General features: G+C 45.3%; 19 protein-coding genes and 1 riboswitch. Of the genes, 8 read left to right on the plus strand and 11 right to left on the minus strand.

Features of this window, described 5'->3' with window-relative positions:
• The first annotated feature begins 4 nt into the window (after positions 1 to 4).
• Complete coding sequence (locus tag H2O73_RS05505; RefSeq protein WP_182107430.1) at positions 5 to 928, plus strand: YeiH family protein; 924 nt, start codon at positions 5 to 7, stop codon at positions 926 to 928.
• 12 nt (positions 929 to 940) lie between these two features.
• Here H2O73_RS05505 and H2O73_RS05510 read toward each other — a convergent pair whose 3' ends face one another.
• The 7 genes from H2O73_RS05510 to H2O73_RS05540 form a co-directional block, all read right to left on the minus strand.
• Positions 941 to 1,114, minus strand: a complete 174-nt coding sequence (locus tag H2O73_RS05510) for a hypothetical protein (protein WP_182107432.1) — start codon at positions 1,112 to 1,114, stop codon at positions 941 to 943.
• A 140-nt stretch (positions 1,115 to 1,254) separates the two neighbouring features.
• The gene (gene menE / locus H2O73_RS05515) at positions 1,255 to 2,634 is read right to left on the minus strand and encodes an o-succinylbenzoate--CoA ligase (protein WP_182107434.1); all 1,380 of its coding nucleotides are present in this window, start codon (positions 2,632 to 2,634) and stop codon (positions 1,255 to 1,257) included.
• Positions 2,634 to 3,620, minus strand: a complete 987-nt coding sequence (menC, locus tag H2O73_RS05520; protein ID WP_182107436.1) for an o-succinylbenzoate synthase — start codon at positions 3,618 to 3,620, stop codon at positions 2,634 to 2,636. Before menC ends, menE begins: the two co-directional genes overlap by 1 nt.
• 206 nt (positions 3,621 to 3,826) lie before the next feature.
• Positions 3,827 to 4,693, minus strand: coding sequence for a 1,4-dihydroxy-2-naphthoyl-CoA synthase (menB, locus tag H2O73_RS05525; RefSeq protein WP_182107438.1), 867 nt, complete (start codon positions 4,691 to 4,693; stop codon positions 3,827 to 3,829).
• 21 nt (positions 4,694 to 4,714) lie between these two features.
• The gene (gene menH / locus H2O73_RS05530; RefSeq protein ID WP_182107440.1) at positions 4,715 to 5,506 is read right to left on the minus strand and encodes a 2-succinyl-6-hydroxy-2,4-cyclohexadiene-1-carboxylate synthase; all 792 of its coding nucleotides are present in this window, start codon (positions 5,504 to 5,506) and stop codon (positions 4,715 to 4,717) included.
• Positions 5,493 to 7,202 (minus strand): 2-succinyl-5-enolpyruvyl-6-hydroxy-3-cyclohexene-1-carboxylic-acid synthase, encoded by a 1,710-nt coding sequence (gene menD, locus H2O73_RS05535; protein ID WP_182107441.1) that lies wholly within the window; start codon positions 7,200 to 7,202, stop codon positions 5,493 to 5,495. Before menD ends, menH begins: the two co-directional genes overlap by 14 nt.
• Positions 7,202 to 8,509: an isochorismate synthase gene (locus tag H2O73_RS05540; RefSeq protein WP_182107443.1), complete on the minus strand. Its 1,308-nt coding sequence runs from the start codon at positions 8,507 to 8,509 to the stop codon at positions 7,202 to 7,204. The genes menD and H2O73_RS05540 overlap by 1 nt, the downstream gene beginning before the upstream one ends.
• Before the next feature lie 221 nt (positions 8,510 to 8,730).
• Between H2O73_RS05540 and H2O73_RS05545 the strand changes: the two genes are divergently transcribed.
• Positions 8,731 to 9,945: a pyridoxal phosphate-dependent aminotransferase gene (locus tag H2O73_RS05545; RefSeq protein ID WP_182107445.1), complete on the plus strand. Its 1,215-nt coding sequence runs from the start codon at positions 8,731 to 8,733 to the stop codon at positions 9,943 to 9,945.
• 98 nt (positions 9,946 to 10,043) lie between these two features.
• On the plus strand, positions 10,044 to 10,628 hold the full coding sequence (yfbR, locus tag H2O73_RS05550; RefSeq protein ID WP_182107447.1) for a 5'-deoxynucleotidase: 585 nt from the start codon (positions 10,044 to 10,046) through the stop codon (positions 10,626 to 10,628).
• A 26-nt stretch (positions 10,629 to 10,654) separates the two neighbouring features.
• On the opposite strand, the gene H2O73_RS05555 is transcribed toward yfbR, so the two are convergent.
• Positions 10,655 to 11,551 (minus strand): LysR family transcriptional regulator, encoded by an 897-nt coding sequence (locus tag H2O73_RS05555; RefSeq protein ID WP_182107449.1) that lies wholly within the window; start codon positions 11,549 to 11,551, stop codon positions 10,655 to 10,657.
• A gap of 127 nt (positions 11,552 to 11,678) precedes the next feature.
• Here H2O73_RS05555 and H2O73_RS05560 point away from each other — a divergent pair, with 127 nt between their 5' ends.
• The 3 genes from H2O73_RS05560 to H2O73_RS05570 all read left to right on the plus strand — a co-directional run bounded on the left by H2O73_RS05560 (position 11,679) and on the right by H2O73_RS05570 (position 15,758).
• Entirely contained in the window at positions 11,679 to 12,743 is a 1,065-nt protein-coding gene (locus H2O73_RS05560) for an HlyD family secretion protein (RefSeq protein WP_182107451.1), read from the plus strand.
• Between the two features lie 111 nt (positions 12,744 to 12,854).
• Positions 12,855 to 14,354 (plus strand): DHA2 family efflux MFS transporter permease subunit, encoded by a 1,500-nt coding sequence (locus H2O73_RS05565; RefSeq protein ID WP_182107876.1) that lies wholly within the window; start codon positions 12,855 to 12,857, stop codon positions 14,352 to 14,354.
• 87 nt (positions 14,355 to 14,441) lie between these two features.
• On the plus strand, positions 14,442 to 15,758 hold the full coding sequence (locus H2O73_RS05570) for an anti-phage deoxyguanosine triphosphatase (protein WP_182107453.1): 1,317 nt from the start codon (positions 14,442 to 14,444) through the stop codon (positions 15,756 to 15,758).
• 60 nt (positions 15,759 to 15,818) lie between these two features.
• Here H2O73_RS05570 and H2O73_RS05575 read toward each other — a convergent pair whose 3' ends face one another.
• Both H2O73_RS05575 and H2O73_RS05580 read right to left on the minus strand, forming a co-directional pair.
• Positions 15,819 to 16,829 (minus strand): adenosine deaminase, encoded by a 1,011-nt coding sequence (locus H2O73_RS05575; protein ID WP_368737150.1) that lies wholly within the window; start codon positions 16,827 to 16,829, stop codon positions 15,819 to 15,821.
• Positions 16,830 to 16,912: 83 nt separating this feature from the next.
• Positions 16,913 to 17,012: riboswitch (purine riboswitch) on the minus strand.
• Between the two features lie 102 nt (positions 17,013 to 17,114).
• Positions 17,115 to 17,717 carry a tRNA-uridine aminocarboxypropyltransferase gene (locus H2O73_RS05580; RefSeq protein ID WP_182107457.1) on the minus strand — a complete coding sequence of 201 codons (603 nt, stop codon included), beginning with the start codon at positions 17,715 to 17,717 and terminating at the stop codon, positions 17,115 to 17,117.
• On the opposite strand from H2O73_RS05580, the gene rrtA reads away from it, so the two are divergent.
• Both rrtA and agaR read left to right on the plus strand, forming a co-directional pair.
• Entirely contained in the window at positions 17,697 to 18,269 is a 573-nt protein-coding gene (gene rrtA / locus H2O73_RS05585) for a rhombosortase (protein WP_220457482.1), read from the plus strand. The two genes, H2O73_RS05580 and rrtA, sit on opposite strands and share 21 nt — an antisense overlap.
• A gap of 97 nt (positions 18,270 to 18,366) precedes the next feature.
• Positions 18,367 to 19,137 carry a transcriptional repressor AgaR gene (agaR, locus tag H2O73_RS05590; protein WP_182107459.1) on the plus strand — a complete coding sequence of 257 codons (771 nt, stop codon included), beginning with the start codon at positions 18,367 to 18,369 and terminating at the stop codon, positions 19,135 to 19,137.
• Between the two features lie 60 nt (positions 19,138 to 19,197).
• Here the strand turns inward: agaR and H2O73_RS05595 are convergent, their stop codons facing one another.
• Complete coding sequence (locus H2O73_RS05595; RefSeq protein ID WP_182107461.1) at positions 19,198 to 19,407, minus strand: hypothetical protein; 210 nt, start codon at positions 19,405 to 19,407, stop codon at positions 19,198 to 19,200.
• Between the last annotated feature and the right edge of the window lie 260 nt (positions 19,408 to 19,667).

Below are 19,667 nucleotides of genomic sequence, written 5' to 3' on the forward strand. Positions count from 1 at the left end.
AACCATGAAACCATATCAACAAACCGTACCTTTTATTTTAGCCCTGCTTGCCTGTCTGACGCCTTTTGTGACTTCCCCTACCGCCTTAGTAATTGGATTTTTTCTCGCCTCATTCGGCTTAGTACCTAGCCAGGTCAACTTAGCGAAAATCACCAAGAAACTACTGGCATACTCTATTGTTGGTCTTGGCTTTGGTATTCACTTTGAACAGGCGCTTGCTGTTACGTCCAACGGTATTGGTTTAATCATCACTTCCATTGTTGGCACGCTGGTTATTGGCTGGTGGCTTACTAAGTTACTCAAACTTGAGCAGAAACTGGGCTATTTGATTGCCGCTGGTACTGCAATTTGTGGTGGCAGTGCGATTGCCGCTGTCTCTCCCGCGATCAAAGCCGAAGATGAAGATATCGGCTTAGCACTGGCAACCGTGTTTGTGCTCAATTCAATTGCACTCTTTGTATTCCCAGTCATTGGGCATGCATTAAACTTAGACCAACAGACATTTGGTACATGGGCGGCAATTGCCATTCACGATACGTCTTCAGTGGTCGGTGCGGCTTCCGCTTATGGTGAGGAAGCGCTCACCACAGCAACTACACTCAAGTTAGCACGTGCACTATGGATCATCCCCGTGGCGTTTTTGAGCGCATTTATCTTCCGCAATGACTCGAAAAAGATCACCATCCCGTACTTTATCTTGTTCTATTGTGCCGCCATCGCATTTAGTGATTTATTGCCGCAATTTGAAGATGCCTATACCCTCATTTTCGACATATCAAAACGAGCGTTAGTGGTGTGCTTATTTTTAATAGGCTGTGGAATTTCAGTTTCCAAACTGAAAGCGGCGGGGGCAAAGCCGTTGATCTTTGGGGTGACCTTGTGGGTACTCATTTCCACCAGTTCATTAGCTTGGCTAACACTGGCGTAAACCATTAAATGCTTAAAGCTCTTCTGGTTCAATGCACCTCTTTTCGCGTTTCTCTTTACGGTAGTGAGTAACTAAGGCTGCCACGAAGAGAAATGCGGATAGCTCGGCTAACGATCGATAGAGTCCTTCAACTTGCGTTGCCGTGGCAATCAGTAACACCGCTCCTATTGTCAGTATCAACTTCATTTTTATATCCTTATCGCTATCCATCGAGTTTTATTATGAATCAGCGTTATAAGGTTGAGAAATTCAGTTTTGTACTATGACATTGCTAATTTAACTAAGTTAAATACCGTTTGCGCATACCGGCACAATAAATAAAGAAGTTAATCATCGTCTTTTAGCTGCGTAGCCAGCCAATCTTTTACTTGTTTACGCGAGATTTTTATACCACTTTCCAATAACGATTCAGGCATGAGAAAGTAAGCAACTGGCCATTTGAATTTCACCAGTTTTTGCCCTAGATGTTGCTCAATTTTATCTCGCTCTGGAAGCGTGACCGCTTGTAACACTGCAACCGGTCGTTGACCAAATTCTGCCTCTGCGATTGGGACTACAATAGATTGAGTGATGCCAGGCATTTGATTGAGTACCACTTCAATCTCCTCACAGTGAATATTCTCACCTCCGGAGATGAATTGATTGTCTGCGCGTCCTTTTATCACCAACTCATCGTTGGCGGTTAATTCGCCGAGATCTTTACTATCAAACCAGCCATGCTGGTCGAGGATAGGAACAACCTTACCTTGTTGATAGTAACCACTTGCTAGCGTCTCTCCGCCAATAAAAATACGCCCTTGCCGCAGTTCAACTTTGCGCTTTGGTAGCACTTTACCCGCGCTGTAAGTCGCATCAATACGTTTTGCGGTAACCGTCGAAGCCGCTTCAGTCATACCATAGCCCAACCACGTTTCTATGCCTTGGGCTGCAGCTTGTTGGCTTAGAATTAATGGCACATGGCTTCCGCCAAGCAATACATGGGTTAAATCCAAAGAGATCTTGGCTTGTAACAGACGGCTTAATTGAGTGGCAACAAGTGAAGCATGAGTGACATTTTTGATATCTTGTAGCAAATCACCCATGCCAATTTTTAAGCTGGCACCGGCTTGCAACCAGCGATAAACAATCGCCAACCCTGATACATGGTACATAGGTAAACTCAGTAACCAGGTATCACCAGCCGTATACTGAAAGCCCTCAAGCAAGCCTTGTGCAGAAGCGAAGTGCTGGGCATGCGTGTGAACTACCGCTTTGGGTTTGCCCATAGAGCCAGAGGTAAAAATAATGGATGCCAATGCATCAATATTGTAGTGCGAATAAAATGGGTGAGATTCGGCAGAACCATCATTATCAATGTGTAGAGTCGTCGCTATTTCACTGCATTGTTGTGACCAGATGTATTGCTGCTCATCGGTGCGATATAACGTGATGAGTTTATCGAGAAAAGCTGATCGGGTCTGGGGCATAGTCACCGCACACACCGCACCTAGTTCCAAACAAGCTAAATAGACCAGTAACATCTCTGTACTATTTTTGCCGACACAAGTCACTACGCTGTTGGTTTGAACACCCTGTTGAGATAAGGCATCAGCATAGCTTCGCACTGTTTGGTAAAGCTCATACCAAGTATAGCGACGGCTTGGTGTCACCAGCGCTAAACAATCTGGGCTCATAAGAGCCCAGTTTTGTAGTGGTGATTGACACATTACGCTTGCCATATTAACGCTTGATCAGCAAGCTTGCGCAGCGGTAATTGACATTCAGGCCATGGCACTTCCAACTGCTCGGTGAACAAGCCAATGGTATCTAACCCTGGAACTTCTTCTGGCAATTGCCAGTGCGCAAAACGCGCTAACTGTGTTAAGCCTAAACTTGACTCGATACTTGAGCTGATCACCGCCTTAATGCCCAGCTCTTTTGCCCTTGTTATTAGGGCAATACAGAGTTGCACTGAGCCAATCAAAGTCGGCTTGATGATAATGGTTTTGACGCCATTAAAGTCATCTAATTGAAAGTCTGGTTTACGTACGGAATGTTGTAGCGTCTCATCCCAAGCAATGGCAATACCTGTACTGATAGCGAAAGAGAAACTATCTCCCGGGGTTTCGCAAGGCTCTTCGATGAATTCAATTCGTTGGCGGAAAGAAGGGGTAATATAGCTGGCAAATTTAAGCGCCTTCTCTTTGGTCCACGCTCGGTTTGCATCCAAACGTAAGTTAAGATCAGGAATTGATTCTAAGAACAAGTTGGCAACCATGCCATCTCGGATCGGTTCGTATAGACCTACTTTGATCTTAGCGACTTTCTTACCTTCCATTGCCATCAATTTCGGAAGTAATTCATCTGGGTCACCGCTGCACAAAGGTGCAGAGCGGTACACGCCTTCAACAGGTAAACCACCCTCTAATTCAAGTAGGGCCATCGAAAGCCCAAAAGCAACCGAAGATGAAAGCAGTTGGTAATCCGGCATATTGCCTTGTTTCCAACTCGTTAGCTGCTCGATCAGTTGGGTGTAGGCTTCGTCCATGGTTTCTGTACTAAAGCCTGGCAGTGGTGCTATCTCTCCTCGACCTACACGACCATTGTCGTTAAGTTCGATAATAAACCCTTCACGTTCTTTCAAGCGGTTATCACGCAGAATCACACCACTGTCCATCGGTAAGGCATAGCGATACAGTTTGGCAGATCTCATACCAATCTTTCCCTTATTCTTTATTGTTATACGTCGCAACTTTTGTCGTAGGTCATCAAAATTAAGCCAGCGTAAGTAGTTTTTATGCGTTATTCGAGCTTAGCTTTTAAGCCATTGAGTAAGCGTAAGAAAAAGGCGCGCCACCTTCAAAAAGGTGAGCACCTTTGACTGGCTGCCACTCTAATGACAACAGAGACAAAACGAGATTATGGGTTACGAGGGAACTTGTCGAAGTCCGGACGACGCTTCTCGTTGAATGCATTGCGTCCTTCCTGACCCTCTTCAGTCATGTAGAACATCATAGTGGCGTTACCTGCCAGCTCTTGCAAACCAGCTTGACCATCACAATCTGCATTCAGTGCTGCTTTTAAGCAACGCAGCGCCATTGGGCTATGTTGTAGCGTCTCACGACACCAGCGTACCGTTTCTTTTTCAAGATCTTCGATAGCGACAACGGTATTAACAAGCCCCATATCCAAAGCTTCTTGAGCATTATAGAAGCGACAAAGGAACCAGATTTCGCGAGCTTTTTTCTGACCAACGATGCGAGCCATGTAAGACGCACCCCAACCGCCATCAAATGAACCCACTTTAGGACCAGTTTGACCAAATTGTGCGTTTTCTGCCGCGATCGTCAGATCACACATCATATGCAGTACATGACCGCCACCAACAGCCCAACCAGCAACAGAAGCAATGACAGGTTTTGGACAGGTACGGATTTGGCGTTGGAAGTCCAAAACATTGAGGTGGTGAGTACCGCCTTCATCTTGATAACCGCCGTAATCACCACGAATCTTCTGGTCACCACCAGAACAGAATGCTTTCTCACCAAGACCAGTCAAAATGATCACGCCAACTTTCTCATCGTAGCGAGCATCAGCCAAAGCGTTGATCATCTCTTTCACGGTTTGTGGACGAAACGCATTGTGCACTTGAGGACGCGCAATCGTGATCTTTGCAATGCCGTCTTCTGATTTGTGGTATTGAATATCTTCATACTCACCGCTGCAGTCATTCCAGTTTACTGGTGCGTATAGTTCTTCTTCTGAAATACCTACTGTTTTAGCCATGGTGATTCCTGTTGTTGTTTATTACTCGCCTAGACGAGTTTGGATTTGATTCATAATTTCGACCGCAAAAGCCTTCGGGTGTTCGTGATGAACATTATGCCCCGCTTGTGCAACCTGGCAGAAAGACAAACCACTTTGTTTCGCCAGTTGGCTAAACTTGCTGTCTCTCTCGCCACAAATATAGTGTATATCGATACCGCTGCGACTCAATTCAGGCAATAACGGCGGCTGCTTCGCTAGCGATGTCGCCAGCAACATCTGTCCGATTGATGCGCCTAGATTAGCACTGCGCTTGGCAATCAGTGTTTGTCTTTGCTCATGGTTTAATGAAGAAAATACCGATTGTTGATACCAATCGGATAATACCTGCTCAATAGGCTCACTATTAAAGCGCTCCGCCCATTTGCTGTCGCTTAGCCAACGCTGTACTCGCGACTCTTCATCTTGCAGACCAAAGTTTCCCCCTTCAATAATGACCTTCACTAGGTTTAGCTGATCAAAAAGGAGTTTGGCAACGCCATACATGGCAATTCGACCACCTAGAGAGTAGCCGACAAGAATAATAGGTTGATTTGGTGATAAAGCCGAATAAAGAGTATCAATAATGTGCTGGCAAACAGACTCAAAACCATCACATTTTACTGTTTGGCTCTGCCCATGGCCGGGCAAGTCGAGTGTGAGGGTAGGAAAAGAGTCGAGATGCTTTATACAAGCTTGCCAGTCTTCACCACTGCCCAACAAACCATGGAGAAACACCAATGTGGGCATTTCCTCCTTTAGGTTGGCAGGGCGGTAGTAGTTATAAGCTAGCATGGAGGTTTTTAATTGCCGCTTTAATATGCGTTGAGGCTTGCTCAGCAGGTGTTTGTACTTCAATCATCAAACAGCCCTTTCCGTTTCGCAGATGCTGTTCCAGTTTACTCTGGTAGCCTTGCAACGTCTCCGCTAAGTAATACTCTAATTTGAATTGCTGCGCGGCGGCGGCAAACTCGTAGCCATGCGGCATCTGATACAAACTTTGCTTTTGCTCAACCGGGACTGGCAGCAAATCAAAAATCGCCCCACCATCGTTATTGGTAACCACGATGACACAAGGCACTGAGTGCCCAGTAAACAGAGCAAGTGAATTGAGATCATAAAGCAACGAAGTGTCACCGATATATAGCACACTCGGTTTATTGGTCACGCGCGCCGTGCCCGCCGCGGTAGCGACTAAGCCATCAATGCCCGAAGCACCGCGGTTGGAATAGACTTCTCGGTTCACCTGTCCGAACATATCCACCATGCGAACAAATAAACTATTGCCCAAAAACACATTGGTATTTTCAGGCAGATTAACTAACGTCGTTACCAGTGCCATTTCACTCAATTGAGTATCGTGGCTGATTTGGCTTGCAACCGCATGTTGAACCGCTTGGCTAAGTGTACGTGCCGAACTTGCCCAATCGGCGTCTTGTTGCTCACTTTGCTGCAATCTATTTTGTTGCGATAACGCATGCTCAAGCCATGCGGTTATTTCCGCAACATGATGAGTTTGCATTAAATGATCTTGGTTATTGCGCGTCAAACTACTGCTAACGTAGTGGTACTCAACATCGGCTTTGGCCATCCACTGATTAAAGCGCTTTGAAACAATACGTGAGCCAATCTGCAACACCAGTTGCGTTTGTTTGATTAGCGCATTACCCGATTCCGTTTGCAGCCAAGCGTCATAATATGCCCATTCACTGCCTTGACCCGATTGCGGGTCACACAGCACTGGCCAACCTAACTGTGCCGCTAATTGCTTGGCGAGTTTCGCTTGATGGCGAGTAACGCTACCAACCACAATTAGCCCTTTGCTATCTTGCCACGCACCGATATCAAAACTGCTGTGCGCAGTAGGCTGCAACTGTTGGCTATAACAAGTATTGCCAGTCTGCCACTTTGAGACCGTATCAAAATAAGCTTGGTAGATAGATTTAGGCTGGTCTGAATACAAAGGTTCTGGGAATGCGCAGTTAATGTGCACCGCACTGCCCTCGCGAATCTGCTTATGCATCACATCATCAATTGAGGTCAGCAACCAACGCAAAGGAACTTGCTCACTCGGGCTCGGTAACGCCAGTTCTGCACAAACATGGCTTGAGTAAATACCTTGTTGCACGATGGCTTGATTGGCACCGCATCCGACAAGTTCCACAGGGCGATCTGCCGTTAAGACCACCAGCTTCTCACCGGTTAATTTGGCTTCGGCAACCGCTGGCAATAAGTTTGCAACCGCGGTCCCTGAGGTGACTATGATAGCAACAGGCTTGTCACTTGCCTTCGCCATGCCTAAGGCTAAAAATCCCAAACCACGTTCATCATAATGCGTGTGAAGAGTCAGTTTGTGATTCGCATCGGCTTCGAGCGTCAATGGTGTAGAGCGAGAGCCCGGCGCGATACAAACATGCTCAACGCCAAAACGAGTCAACTCTTCAAGTAATGTCTGGCACCAAATACGGTTCAGTACAGCTTGATTATGCATTACGACGCCACTCCTAGTGGTGGGTGGTCTGAAATCAAAGAGAGCAGGGTCGACATTTTCTTATCCAGCTCTTGCCATTCATGCTCAGCAACTGAGCCTGGAACAATCCCCGCCCCCGCGTAAAGTTGAATTTCATCATCAACAATTTGTGCACTGCGGATCGCCACACAGAACTCGGCACGTTTTAAGCTAATAAAACCCATTGAGCCAGCGTACCAACTGCGCTCAAACGGTTCATGCTGCTGAATAAATTCCATCGATTCTTTGCGAGGCAAACCCGCCACCGCAGCCGTGGGTTGCAAGGCAGATAAAAGCTGAACGCCGTTTACACCCTCATTCAAGTGAGCGTGAATACAACGTTTTAAATGCTGAACTTTGCGCAAACGGACTAAACGTGCTTCAGCCTCAACTTCGACTAAATCTGAATACGGGCTTAGACGATCAATAATATCATCAACCACATACTGATTTTCATTGAGGTTTTTAGTGTCTTGGCTTAGCCAATTTGCCAGAGCCATATCATGGCTTGCGTTATCACCGCGCCCAATGGTGCCAGCCAACGCTTCGGTATAAAGGTCTTTGCCTTGTCGGCAATACAAGCGCTCAGGCGTTGAGCCGATAAAGCTGTGACCTTCATTTTGCGCCAACAAAAAATGAAAACTGTGTTGGTTGTGCTCAGAACTCGATTTAAGAAGTTGAGCGGCGCAAATTGGCGAATGAAGCTCCAGGGTGGTTTTACGTGCTAGAACTACTTTTTTATATTCCTTTGCCTCAATGCCGTTAAGCACTTTTTCTACCAGAGCATTCCACTGTGGTCGAGTCGGGGTATGGTCTATGTGTTCAATGCGTGCAGAAAGCGGCATAAGGCGTGGAACGTCAAACCGCAATTGCTGTAGGCTTTGAATAACACGCTGTTTCGAGCCTTCAACATTCACCACCAGAGACCAAGTTTGATCGTGACGAACAAGCTCAATTTGCGGCAAAAAGAAGAAAGAGGCAGGGCAATGTGGATTTTTAGCACTTTGACCATCAAATGAACGTCCGCCCCAGATACGCTGCTCACCCGATAAAAAGGCATAAGCAGGTGCTGGTTCGGTAAATGTATGTAACTGCCCTAACGCGACAACCTCTTCACGCGTATCGCGAGATTGCCAATAAAACTTAGGGAAAAGCGGCTGAGCTTGCAACCAATCAATGAAAGCAAAATCAGGCTTGTACTCCAGAACTTGAACTAGACGAGTCGCCTCGCCTTTTGCATCCTTTACTCGTTCAATCAGTTCGGTAACGGCTTGCTGAAAATATGACAAATAAACCTCGTTCACTGGAGATTTCTAAACAACGGATGAATTGAGTAATGTATTTCTACCGCGAGCCCAAATCAAGGCTGTACTCAATCTTTTACAAAATCCTGTGATAATAGACAAACCTAGCAACATGAAAAAAAGCGACTTTTACAGATTTTAATTCTACCAAACCTTATTTTGGTGTACTTTAATAAAAGATTTTAATTATATTTAGGTTTTACACAATGCAAAATATCGGGATGTCGTCAAAACTCGATAATGTCTGCTACGACATTAGAGGACCAGTGCTCAAACATGCTAAGCGCATGGAGGAAGAAGGGCATAAAATACTAAAACTCAATATTGGTAACCCTGCCCCATTTGGTTTTGACGCCCCAGACGAAATTTTAGTTGATGTAATCCGAAATTTACCAACTTCACAAGGTTACTGTGACTCAAAAGGTATCTATTCTGCGCGTAAAGCTGTTGTACAGCATTACCAGAAAAAAGGTATCCGTTCGCTTGACGTAGAAGATGTCTACATTGGTAATGGCGCTTCTGAATTGATCGTTATGTCGATGCAAGCGCTACTGAACAATGGCGATGAGATGCTAGTACCATCACCTGACTACCCACTATGGACGGCATCTGTGGCGCTGTCTGGTGGTAAAGCCGTGCACTACATGTGTGATGAAGAGTCAGATTGGTATCCAGACCTAGACGACATCAAGAGCAAGATCACGCCTAAAACTCGCGGTATTGTTCTGATCAACCCGAACAACCCAACTGGTGCGGTATACAGCCGTGACTTCCTACTAGAAGTGATTGAAGTCGCTCGCCAACACAAACTGATTATTTTTGCCGACGAAATCTACGACAAAGTCCTTTACGACGGAGCAACGCACACCTCAGTAGCAACACTGACTGAAGATGTATTAGTTGTAACCTTTAATGGCTTGTCAAAAGCTTACCGTGTATGTGGTTTCCGCGGTGGTTGGATGTTCCTAACCGGTCCAAAGCAAATCGCACAGGGTTATATTGCTGGTCTGGAGATTCTCTCATCCATGCGTTTGTGTGCCAACGTACCAATGCAGCATGCTATTCAAACGGCGCTGGGCGGATACCAGAGTATCAACGAGCTCATTCTCCCGGGTGGACGTCTGCTAGAGCAGCGTGACCGCGCATGGGAGCTAATCAACCAAGTACCGGGCGTTTCTTGTGTGAAACCAAAAGGCGCGATGTACCTATTCCCTAAGATTGATACCAAGAAATACAAAATCCATGATGACCAAAAAATGGTCTTCGATTTCTTAGTTCAAGAAAAAGTACTCTTGGTGCAAGGCTCTGGCTTTAACTGGCCAAAACCAGACCACTTCCGTATTGTAACGCTGCCTCATGTTGAAGATTTAGAAACGGCTATCGGTCGCTTCGAGCGCTTCCTATCAACTTACCGTCAGTAGCTATTTCGCGGGAAATTACATATTCTTAAAGGCACTCTATGAGTGCCTTTTTATTACGATGTGTTTCGTAATTCTCAGTTAGTAGTCAAGGAAGTACTATGAAAGAAAGTCATTTTTTCGCCCATCTAGCACGAATGAAGTTAATTCAGCGTTGGCCGTTAATGCGTTCAGTGTCTAGCGAGAACATTTCCGAGCACAGCTTACAAGTTGCCTTTGTTGCCCATGCATTGGCACTGATCAAAAACAAAAAATTTGCGGGTAACTTGAACCCCGAGCGCATTGCGATCCTCGGAATGTACCACGACACCAGCGAAGTACTTACCGGTGATCTTCCTACTCCCGTCAAATACTACAACCCTGAAATCGCCAAAGAGTACAAAAAAATTGAAGCCGCAGCAGAGCAGCGATTGCTATCAATGCTACCGGAAGAGTTTCAACAAGACTTTGCCCCTTACCTACTCACCGAATCCGCTCACCCCGAAGATGCCGAAATTGTTAAGCAAGCAGACACAATTTGCGCTTACCTGAAATGTTTAGAAGAGTTGAGTGCGGGCAACCACGAATACGCATTGGCAAAAAAACGTCTTGATGTAACGCTGAAAGAACGCCATACGCCAGAAATGGAATACTTTCTGAACACTTTTGCACCAAGTTTTGAACTCTCTTTGGATGAGATCAGTTAAGCGCACACCGCAATAAATCGGCGAACTTAGACCCGGCTTTGAAACGATTGCAGTAAGTAATCAATCAGTACTTTTTTGCGTTTTGGCATTAATTGTCGATCAGTGTAGACCAAGCTTACTTCTACTTCGGGCATCTTGTAATTGGGTAATAAACGTACCAACTTACCCGTTTCAAAATGTTCAAGGCAGATAAACTCAGGTAAAACTGCCACCCCCAAGCCATCAATACACGCTTTTAAGCACGCCGTTATTGTGTTTACTCGCAACCTATTCGGTAACTCAAATGGGTAAGAGTCCCCATTTTCATCTTGAATCGTCCATTTTGGAATGCGCGCTGCTTTATTAGCAACCTCTACCTGCTGATGTGGAAACGTTAAATCTTGATGGGAATTGATAACACCAAACTGCTGTAAATAATCTGGGCTTGCCACAAGCACTCGAGGCGATCGGGTCAAATGACGTGAAACTAACGTTGAATCGGCCAACTCCCCTATTTGCGCGTAGAGGTCGATTCCTTCGGCGATAATATCGACTTCACGGTTACTCAACTCCAAACTCATCGTCACCTGAGGATACTGATGCATGAATTGGTGAATATAGCTGCCAAGCACCTGATGACCAAGCTCAACAGGCAGAACCACTTTTAGAGGACCTCGCACTAGATCTTGATTGGCTGAGACTTCCAATTCTGCTTGATTAAGTATCTCAAGCATTTGCATGCTCGATTGGTGGAATTTCTCCCCTTCAGCCGTCAATACTAAACTGCGGGTAGAACGTGTGATCAACTTAACACCTAAATGCTGTTCTAACTCTGCCACTTTTCGGCTGACAGTTGATTTCGTCATATTGAGATTTTCAGCTGCTTGGGTAAAGCTACCGCAATCAACAACTTGAGCGAAAACTGAAATCGCATTTAAATCCATGCACCTTCCTCCACGCTGATTAGTAATATCTGTGCAACAGTGTTTCCTTTTTTTCCTATCTTATCAACCAATGTAGTTATCATTACACTGCGCTTCTTCATAAAAGCAGAATAAACGAGATAACGATATGGCTGAAAACAGCGCCCCTAACCATTCAAAGGCAAACAATAAAAGAAAAAAAGCACCACTTATTGCCACTGCAATTATGCTATCGCTTGGTGTATTAGGTGCTGGTTACTGGTTTGGTTATGGTCAGTATTTTGAGTCAACGGATAACGCGTATCTGCAAGGTGATATCACCAATATCAGCCCTAAAGTTTCAGGCTATATCATCAAATCTCATGTATCCGATAATCAATCAGTAAAAAAAGGCGACTTGCTGGTCGAGATAGATGACCGTGATTATCAAGTCGCACTAGATCAAGAACAAGCACACCTTAACGTTGCCAAAGCCAGCGTAGACAACCTAATCGCTCAGCAGCACCTACAACGCAGCCAAATCAATCAAGCGCAAAGCCGTGTTGATTCTGCTCGAGCCGAGTACGATCGTGCCATTCAGCAAGTCGCTCGTTCACGTAGCCTTCTTAAACGCAACTACGCTTCGCAAGACGAAGTCGATAGCATGCTAGCACAGCAAAAAGTGACGCTAGCGGAACTTGAAGAAGCGAAAGCGAATTTAGTCGCCAGTAATGACCAGTTAGTGGTTATCGCAAGCCAGATCAAGCAAGCCCAGGCCTCCGTGACCGAAGCACAAGCACAGCTTGAACAAGCTCAACTTAATATTGACTACACAAAAATTTACGCACCTGCCGACGGTATTATTGGTAAACGCAGTGTACGACAAGGTCTGCTAGTACAGGCGGGCGCACCGCTGATGAGCCTAGTACCAAACAATGAAATTTGGATTGAAGCCAACTTCAAAGAGACACAACTCAGTGGAATTCACAAAGGTCAGAAAGTACAAGTTGAGCTTGATGCTTTTCCAGACCAACCACTAGAAGGGACAGTCGATAGCTTCTCGCCAGCGACTGGAGCAAAATTCGCGCTGCTGCCACCAGAAAACGCCACGGGTAACTTCACTAAAATCGTTCAACGAGTACCGGTTAAAATTATCTTACCAGCGCAAAATGCCCTCGCGGGTCGTCTATTGCCAGGCTTATCTGTTGTGGCAACGATTGACACTCGAGGCTAAGCCATGAGCCATTCATCCAGTTCAACCAACACAAACAGTATGCCGTCCGCGGAGTTAACACGCTCTGCTGCGAACGTACCCAATTTGAAAGTACCCAACTCAGAAGTACCAATGCGCAACTGGATCGCGCTAATTGGTGGACTGATTGGTGCCTTCATGGCGATCTTAGATATTCAGATCACCAACTCATCATTAAAAGACATTCAAGGTGCGCTTTCTGCCACCTTAGATGAGAGCTCTTGGATTTCAACCTCATACCTTGTCGCTGAAATGATCGCGATTCCACTCAGTGGCTGGCTATCTAAGTCGCTGGGTAAGCGTCGTTATATTACATGGACTACCGTGCTCTTTACGTTGTCGTCGTTATTGTGTTCTTTTTCTTGGAACATGACCTCGATGATTGTATTCCGTGCTATGCAAGGTTTTAGCGGCGGTGCATTAATCCCGTTAGCCTTCTCTTTGGTCGTGCAACTACTGCCCGTCAATAAACGTGCGGTTGGTATGGCGCTATTTGGCATTACCGCCACCTTCGCACCTTCCATCGGTCCAACATTTGGCGGCTGGTTAACTGAAAACCTCTCTTGGCACTACATCTTCTACATAAATATCCCACCAGCATTATTGATGATCTCGATGATCCGCTATGGATTAGATGATGAAAAGCCGGATCTCAACCTGCTCAAGAAGGCGGACTGGTTTGGTATTGCGACCATGGCGTTAGGGCTTGGGTGTTTAGAAGTCGTGCTCGAAGAAGGAAACCGTGAAGAGTGGTTTAGCTCAGGTTTTATCATTGCTTTAAGTGTTATTTCAGCAGTCAGTTTGGTCTATTTCATCATCAATGAGATCCAACATAAAAAACCGTTGGTGAACTTACGGTTACTCGGCAACACTCAGTTTGCCATGGCCTGTATTGCTTACCTGATTTTGGGGATGGCGCTACTTGGGTCGATCTATGTATTGCCACTCTACTTAACCCAAATTCAGCATTACAATGCAATGGAAATTGGTGAAGTGTTAATGTGGATGGGGCTTCCTCAGCTATTGATTTTTCCGCTGGTACCTAAGCTTACTCAGATCATAAAGCCTAAGTATTTGGTGACATTTGGCTTCGTTATGTTTGGTATCAGCTGTTACGTCAATACCCATATGACCGTAGATTTTGGCGGTCAACAACTGATTCTATCTATGGTTTTACGTGCTATTGGTAGCCCGTTCATCATGGTACCTCTTTCTCTGGTAGCGATGAAAAACATCCACAAAATGGATACGCCAGATGCCTCAACTCTTACCAATGTAATGCGTAATTTAGGGGGAGCTTTTAGTATCGCGATTATCGCGACCTTACTCGACAACAAAACCCGCGAGCACCTCGGTCACATTAAAGAATCGGTCACCTCGGTAAGCCAGCTAGGTTGGCAAACGCTGCATCAACAACAAGCCTTTTTCATCCAAACTGGCAGTGATGCCGCTACCGCAATGCATCAAGCACAAGCCAGTCTACTCGCGACCATGCAGCGAGATGCGGCAATCATGGCTTATAATGATGTATTTCTGGTGATGACAGGTTTTCTCGGGCTAGCGGCTGTCTTGATTCTATTGATGAAAGACTAACTGCTCTCAAAGTTTGAGAATCATACGCTCTCACTTGAACTAACCTGCGTATGGGTGTAGGTTAGGAAAAAACAAGGGAGAGCAGCTATGACGTTTAAAATCAGTCCCTTATGGAAGCAGCGTCATGATGACGAGCATAAAATTCGCCGGGATGATCATCGAAGCCCATTTCAACGCGATCGAGCACGTATCCTTCACTCGGCCGCATTTCGACGACTGCAAGCCAAAACACAAATCCATGGCAACAGTATTGATGACTTCCATCGCACCCGATTAACCCATTCTCTTGAGGCAGCCCAGCTAGGCACAGGCATCGTTGCTCAAATCAAAAAGAAACAGCCTGAGTTTCATGATTTACTACCGTCAGATAGCCTAATTGACTCACTGTGTTTGGCGCACGACATTGGTCATCCTCCTTATGGTCATGGCGGCGAAGTGGCGCTCAATTACATGATGCGAGAACATGGTGGCTTTGAAGGCAACGCACAAACATTTCGCATAGTGACTAAGCTTGAGCCTTACACTGAGCATTTTGGTATGAACCTTGTCAGACGTACTTTGATTGGGTTAATGAAATACCCAGCCTTGCTCAGCGCCACACACGCACAGCAAAAGCCAAAGCCAGTCACACATCAACGTCAGTTACGTGCAAAAGATTGGTCTCCTGCCAAAGGCATCTATGATTGTGACAAGCCTCTCTTTGATTGGGTGTTGGAACCACTCTCTAGCGAAGAGAAAATGCTGTTCTCGCAAATGCGCAGCGAATCTTTAGATGCTCGGCAACATCAGAAAACACGTTTTAAATCCCTTGATTGCTCTATCATGGAATTGGCTGATGATATTGCCTATGGCGTGCACGATTTAGAAGATGCGATTGTTTTAGGTATGGTGACTCGCCATCAATGGCTAGAATCAGCCGCCAGCCAATTGGCTGAATGTGGCGATCCGTGGTTTGAAAAACATATCGCATCCGTCAGTGACATGCTGTTTGCAGGTACGCACCACCAGCGTAAAGATGCCATTGGTGGCATCGTAAATGCGCTATTGACCAGCATCTCAATTCGCCCTGTTGATGCACCGTTTGTCTCACACCTATTGGCATTCAATGCTGTTTTGGAACCGAGCATGGCAAGCGCCCTTGAGATCTTAAAACGCTTTGTCAGCCAGTTCGTGATTCAAGCACCACATGTTCAAGTCATGGAGTACAAAGGTCAGCAAATCATTATGGATATTTTCGAGGCTTTAAGCGCCGATCCAGAACGTCTGTTGCCACTTGAAATTCGCCATACTTGGCAATCAACGGAGTGTGAAACACAAGAAATGCGCATCATTGCAGATTACATCTCTTCAATGACCGATGGGCATGCGAAAAGACTCCATCAACAACTGTTCTCCTCCCATTGATCATATTTCGCCAACATTGCAATTGAGAAACCTCAGCGCAATGTTGGCTCTAACTTGTCTTTAACGACCAGCGACAAAACTGTCTAGCTTATTCATCAACGCTTGCTTTTCTGCTTGGCTAATGAAGGTGGCATTAATCGCATTACGGGTAAACTGTGCCAATTCATCTTCCGTTAACGTGTGGCTTTGGGCGACTGCGAGGAAGTTGTCTGTCATATATCCGCCAAAGTAAGCCGGATCATCAGAGTTGATCGTCACTTGAACCCCTTCTCTTAACAGTTCAACAATATTGTGTTGTTCCATTTTTTCAAACACTTTTAGCTTGGTATTTGAAAGTGGGCAAACCGTTAGTGGCATCTGACTTTGCACTAACTCTGCGACCAATTTTTCATCATCAGAGCAGCGCACGCCATGATCAATACGTGACACTTTAAGCAGCTCCACGCTGTTATAAATGTTGCTGACGGGACCTTCTTCTCCGGCATGAGCAACGGTTAAAAAGCCTTCTTCACGTGCTTGGCGAAACACGCGAGTGAATTTCTCTGGTGGGTGTCCAAGCTCTGAAGAGTCGAGCCCCACGCCAACAATCTTATCTTTGTGAGGCAACGACTGTTGCAAGGTTTCAAACGCACTCTCTTCATCTAAATGACGTAAGAAACACATGATGATTCGGCTACTAATACCCAGCTTTTGTTGGGCATCTTCTAGCGCACGATGGATGCCATCAATGACAGTAGCAAAAGCAATTCCACGTTCAGTATGAGTTTGTGGGTCAAAGAAAATTTCTGTATGGATGACATTGTCTTGGTGACAACGCAGCATGTAAGCCCAGGTCAAATCATAAAAGTCTTGCTCATGCTGTAATACGTTGGCACCTTGATAGTAGATATCAAGAAACGATTGTAAATTGGAAAATTGGTAGGCAGCTTTGATTGCTTCCGGTGTGGAAAACGGCAATTTAATTTGGTTACGTTGGGCAAGCTCAAACATCATCTCTGGCTCTAAAGAGCCTTCAATGTGCAGGTGTAACTCCACTTTGGGCAGTTGTTGGATAAAATCAGTTTGGTTCACGCTTGTCTCTCCATTCAATATGACGATGGGTCTATAACAAGCACTTTTCTCAGCAGAATTTTGAAACATACAAAGAGAAAAGCGCTATGCACTTTACTCTTCGTAATCTGGAATTTAAGGCTCCAGGTAGAGACTCCCACTCCATATCAGCGGGATTATACGAAGCACCGCCTAACAGCTGGTCACCCCAAATGGGTGCTACTGTAAACGATTGCGCTGGATTATAGACAGCGTATCCACTGCTTACAAGTCTCAATCAACCTATCTCGCAAAACTACGACCAGCCTAGTGACGGTAATTTTTCTCAAACACCCCTTGAGGCATCTGCTCAATCTGAAACTGAATCATGTTATCAAACGCCACCATCAAAGGCGTAAAATCGTTTTTAGGTTCTAACAAACTAAGAATATGGTAACCCGCTTCGACTGTTGAAAGTGCATTGTCACTCGGAGCTTTACGGATCCGATAATTGCCTTTAAGTACAGTCGGTAAACGCAGCAAAGGCAAGGTTTGCAAGTTGCTCGATAGCTGCCACATCTTGTAGGCTTTCTTCCACGTTCCATCAAGCAGAATGACGCGAATCTTGTCGTGATTCTGAGTCAGTTGCGTAGAGACTTCCTCAGCCGACTCGCCCGGATATAGAACAAAATGAGCAACATTGGATTGTTGGAGCAGCGCGTTTAACTCAGCATGGTCGCTAAAATTTTCACCCACAAAATGGTGGCTGTTGGTGAGCGACAGCGTCAAAATGCGAGCGGTTCCCATAGGACGCTTTGATTCAGATGGATGTTGAAGGATGATTAACTCAACATTCGATGTTAGGCTTTGTATCCATTGACAAATACACGCTTTGAGTGACTTTCCACATTGAGAACAATATCGAGACATGATGTAGGGTTAATCTTTCTGTTATTAGCGGTGAGTTTACTGTGTACCACGCTCCAGTCTCTTAACCTTACCGCCTTAGCGGAGTGGCGAGCTGACTATATTGAGCAAGGGCAATGGATGCGCATCCTATCAGGAAACTTTGCTCATACCAACTTTGCTCATCTCACAATGAACCTTGCAGTACTGTGGGTGATTGCGTTTGTTTTTCGCCCTAGTGTACGCTCTTATGCCGCACTACTGGTCATAATTAGTATTGGAGTGGGTATTGGGATTCTTTATACCCCAATAAAAAGCTATGTGGGGCTGTCGGGAACTTTACACGGTCTATTCGCATATTATGCACTAAGAGAGGCATTACAAGGCCGAATGAGTAGTTGGATTTTGGTGGCAGGCGTCGTTACCAAAATCATTTGGGAACTGACGGTTGGCTCACCCATCTCAACCGCTGAAATAATTAATGCACGAGTGGCAGTTGAAGCTCACTTTCTTGGTGTCATTAATGGCATACTGTTCGCGCTCGTTTCCTACCCACTGTACAAAAATGACCGCTAAGTCGCAGTAAATATGGTGTTTATTATTGCCTTAGCCTAAAAGCTTGATATGCTTTTCGTTCCATATATTGCCATTAATTATCGATAACGAATAACCCATGACCACCACCGCCGAACGACGTGAAGAGATACTTCAATACATACAAACTCACCAGAAAGGTGAAGTGAACTATTTCGCTGAGCGTTACAACGTATCAGAAGTGACAGTGCGTAATGATCTCAATCAGCTTGAGAAGAAAGGCTGCGTCACACGTTGTTATGGCGGGGCTTTACTCAATAATCAGTTTGCCTTTGACCAACCATTGAATGACAAAAAACTCATCAATAGCAGTATTAAAGCAAAGTTAGGCGAATACGCCGCCTCGTTAATTAAAAATGGCGACAAAATCATTCTCGACTCTGGTTCAACAACCGAGCAGATTGCTTATCATCTTGACGATAAACAAGACCTAGTGGTGATGACTAACGGCATCAATATCGCTTATCACCTTGCCAATCAGACCAACGTGTCGGTGATGGTTACCGGTGGTTCTATGCGCAAGAATTCTTACTCGTTACATGGTACAGGGGGAGAGGAGTTTTTGACGGGCTTTCGTTTTAACACACTTTTTTTGGGTGTTGATGGGTTTGATAGAAGCGCTGGCGTTACGACTCCTCATAGAGGTGAAGCCGATATTAACCGTAAAATGCTCGATGCCGCACAGACGGTTATTGCAGTGACTGACTCATCAAAGTTCGAGCGCCAAAGCTTCTGTTTGATTGCTCGACCAGAGCAACTCAATATGCTGATCACTGACAGCGGTATTCCTGATGAATACGCCACCGCACTACGTGAGCTTGGTGTGGATGTTAGGATCGTTGATATTTGACCATCGCCTTGCTCATCACTTCCTCGTTTGAAGCGACCGAAGATGGCAAATTAATTTCGTTTAGAAGGTCACCTGAAAACCACCAATCACCTGATTGTGATTGTTGATGATTTTGCCTTGCTGTTCGACTTCATCGTATGTGAAGCTGAGATTTATATCTGACACTTGCCCTTTCGCAAGTACGTTTCGAATCAAAATATCACTATTAATTTGGTGCGATGTTGCAGACCAGTTTTGGTTACTGGCAAAAATATTAAACTCTATTCTCATTTATGACCCTGTGTTTTGTTAAAAGAATGACTCTTTGTTTTCGCTTTATGGAACCAAAAGCGATGACGACCAGATGATCTAGACATATGTTTTCCTTATATTTTTTAAATAGTTATACCAAAAGACAACGCACAGTCGGCACTGTATCGAAACGACGATAAGCACGGCTGATGACAAGTAACGGTATAAACGAAGCTGTATATTTCAGATGCGTAGCCGCAAGCCACTAATGAAGTGTGACAAGACAACTAATATGAAAA

The organism is Vibrio marinisediminis, assembly GCF_014050145.1.
Taxonomy (GTDB): Bacteria; Pseudomonadota; Gammaproteobacteria; order Enterobacterales; family Vibrionaceae; genus Vibrio; species Vibrio marinisediminis.